Source organism: Treponema sp. R80B11-R83G3, assembly GCF_054786115.1.
In genome coordinates this window covers 1-3232 of record NZ_BDHF01000123.1, presented here as the reverse complement: position 1 = coordinate 3232, position 3232 = coordinate 1, and the positions used below count along the sequence as shown (strand labels likewise).

Annotated in this window: 4 protein-coding genes; 1 reads left to right on the top strand and 3 read right to left on the bottom strand. The window is 39.7% G+C overall.

The window, feature by feature from the left end:
- From ACYVRH_RS11380 to ACYVRH_RS11370, 3 genes are all read right to left on the bottom strand, one after another.
- Window positions 1-955: Cache 3/Cache 2 fusion domain-containing protein (locus tag ACYVRH_RS11380; protein ID WP_461257034.1), on the bottom strand; the 955-nt coding region annotated here is incomplete at its 3' end.
- A gap of 1143 nt (window positions 956-2098) precedes the next feature.
- Window positions 2099-2284, bottom strand: a complete 186-nt coding sequence (locus tag ACYVRH_RS11375; protein WP_461257033.1) for a hypothetical protein — start codon at window positions 2282-2284, stop codon at window positions 2099-2101.
- 64 nt (window positions 2285-2348) lie between these two features.
- Window positions 2349-2720, bottom strand: a complete 372-nt coding sequence (locus ACYVRH_RS11370; RefSeq protein WP_461257032.1) for a type II toxin-antitoxin system RelE/ParE family toxin — start codon at window positions 2718-2720, stop codon at window positions 2349-2351.
- A 226-nt stretch (window positions 2721-2946) separates the two neighbouring features.
- Between ACYVRH_RS11370 and ACYVRH_RS11365 the strand changes: the two genes are divergently transcribed.
- A partial coding sequence (locus tag ACYVRH_RS11365; protein ID WP_461257031.1) for a hypothetical protein occupies window positions 2947-3232 on the top strand: 286 nt, incomplete at its 3' end.

Below are 3232 nucleotides of genomic sequence, written 5' to 3'. Positions count from 1 at the left end.
GTATATTGGCGGGGATTTGATTTATCGCCGCTGCGGTTTCAGTCATATTGCTGGCAAGATTATTGCCAATATCTGACAGTTTATTAGCTTCTTTCTTGATGACAATAATGAGATGTTTAATTTTTTCCAATGTTTTATTGAAGTAGAAGGACAGATCGCCGATTTCATCGTTGGATTTAATGGCAATTTCCCTAGTTAAATCCCCTTCACCTTCTGATATGTCTTTAAGCGTTTCTACTACGGATAATATTGGTTTTACTACAATAATTTTATTGATTAATGAAATTAAAAGAATTGAAACCAATAAAGTTACTGCCGCAATTATGCCGATTTCCTTTATTTCATCGCTGCTTTCCTGCGAGATAGTATTTTCTATTGACGACATTTCTATACCGATAAATAAAATGCCGATGACTTCAGCAGTATTTGATTGAAATAACGGATAATATGCGGCGAGGTAATTTTTACCAAGAACAACCGCGTTTCCGATATATTCTTTACCGGATTGAACACTAGAATATGCCGCGCCTTTCGAGTCCAAAAAAGTATCTACTGCACGTTTCCCATCAGCTCCTTTGATGCTGGTTGTTATTCTGCGGTAATCATCTTTTTCCTTGATAAAAACGGTAGCCACAATATTAAGCGTTGCAGATACTTTATCAACAATTTCATATTGATATTTAAGCGAATTACCCTGTTGATCGATCAATTCCCCGTTTTGAAAGTGTAATTCTCCATACTCTTGTGTTACCATTAATTTAAAAGTTTCTATGTCGCCTTTTATTTTTTCTTTTCCCATTAATAGGGCGGTTCTAAGGCTTATGTCTTGCATGGAAGTAACGCTAAAAATTGCTAGCGCTATGACCGTCAAAAGCACAAAAACAACTGCTATGCCCGATGTTTTTACTTGTATACTTACCCTAATCCCTTTTTTATCCTTAGTTGAAGTGTTCATTTTGTTTCTCCTATTTAATGTAACTCCTGAACATGTCTATATGGTTTGGATAATAAAGCCTTCCTTTTGTTATGTGAAAAATTTTTTGCCATAAGTGCTGCGAAATTTCGGCTCATTGAATCTATATTATCAGTTTTAGAATGAAAACGCAAGCAAAAATTGTTACTTTTGTGGAAAATGTCTGCCTAAACGGGCAAAAATGACTGAAAATCGGGGATTATGCGATAGGGTTGGGTATGAAATTAGCAAACAGTGAAAAAGGCACGGGGGCGTTTTCCGACCCAACGCTAATGGCGCTCGGTCTGAAGCGTTTTTTGTAAATGGGGATTTTATTTGACCTCTCCACACACGATGTATGCCCAAAGAATTTATTTAGTACAGTACAATCCGGCATTGCCGGATTGCTTAGGAGTTTTGCCAAATAGCAAACTACTATTTTCGTCGCGTTTTTTACTTTGGTTAGACTCCATGCTTCTTGATAATGTCTTGTGTTTGGCAAAACTCTAGGCTGCGGGTGGCAAAAACTCTGGGAGAACGTCGCACTATCGGCCACCTAAAGGCGGCCTTGCTTTTATTGGGGACTGCGGCATTTATTGGTGCTCTCAGCGTGCGGCATTATTGATCTACACGGCTACGCCGTGCGTTTATTTGGCCGTGCCTTCGAGCCTTTCCAGCGACTAAACAGCGTGGGTAGAAAGCTTTATCTAGGGTTTGTCGCTGAACTTTTATTCTCTGAATTTTCTTTGTTTTATTCCAAAGTCTCTACGGCGGGGAACCCACAGAAGATGTTTTTGCCATGCGCAGGGCTAAAAAAGCCTACGGCTTTTTTAGCTTAGGAGTTTTGCCAAACACAAAAAACAATAAAAAAGCATATAGCCTTACCAAAAAAAAAATTCAATAAAAACAGTAGTTTTCTCTTTGGCAAAACTCCCAAGCAATCCGGCTACGCCGGATTGCCCTGTACTCAAGGATTTATTGGGCATACATCTTGTACCGCTAATAAGCACATTCAATTTTTTGTTGAATTATTGATGCTTTCTGATTTGCCTACCAAGCATAAAAAGACAAATACTTATTAATACTAGGGAAATGCCTACAATGAGTTGTAACAACATTTTTGCCTCCTTATTTATCTTTTTTCGGCTATGCGGTTACAAGATCGGCGTGTTTTATGTTTACAGTTTCATGTGCGTCATTGTTCTTTGAGGTTTCTGGTGTAAGGCACATTTCATCATATTCACGCATTCTGGCTTCTGTAATAGCGCCAATATGGAATTTTTCAGTTGCGCTCTCGTGGATCATTTTCGCTATGTCGCTTTCGTATTTCATTTTATTTCCTCTTTTTAAACCGCATGAGCGGTCGTTAATCGAATTCATCGCAACGCGATGAAAATCATCCTTCAGTAATTTCAGTCAAAGTTCCACGGTCTAACCATGCTTTTATCTCGCTTTCGGTTAATTTAAAATCATCCTTTGCGTCTTCCTTAAACCTTTTCAAGTCTTTCCCGCTTATGTTGTCCATGTCATTCTTGGAAAAACCATAAACAAAAAACGTGCGGTACTCATTCCTAAAATACACTATAACACGATGTCCGCCCGATTTCCCTTCGCCTTGTCTGGCTACTCGTACCTTATATACACCGCCACCCAAATTCGCATCCACTTGGTTTGCCTCAAGTTGCTCGACAATTTCTAGTAATTCACTATCTGTTATGCCTTCCTTGTTAGCAAAACGATTGAACCATGTGTTTTTGAAAACCCTCACTTTTATATAATAACCAAAAATTAAGGGGAAAACCAGTCCTCCAACGCAATATGTGTTGGCATATTTCCCCCTAAATCCCACTTGACAAACTCCCCTAAAAACCGCAAAATAGTCTTAATGAAACAAAAAGTGGCTATAAATACCCAATTCCCTACCCAAAACCCGTTACTAATCCGCTATTACAAAAATTATTCAAAGTGCAGACAATTGCAAGTGAAGGGTTTTAATGGCTATTAATTACCTTTCTAAAAATTGTTACATACCTCGCTCTGACCGCGGCGCGGACGGCGCTCAAGCATGCACGCCGAAGGCGTGTAGATGGATAATGCGGCACAGCGTGGCGCTAAATAAAATCCCCATGTTGTATAAATGCGCCGAACCTTTAGGTGAGGCAGTAGCGCCCGGAGAGCTAAAGCAAGCCTCATTTTATTCATCTGAGGTACGCTGTTCGGCGTCGGGGCGTTTAGATTTGGTTCATCCGCACGCCTTAGGCGGCGTGCATAATCTGCCCC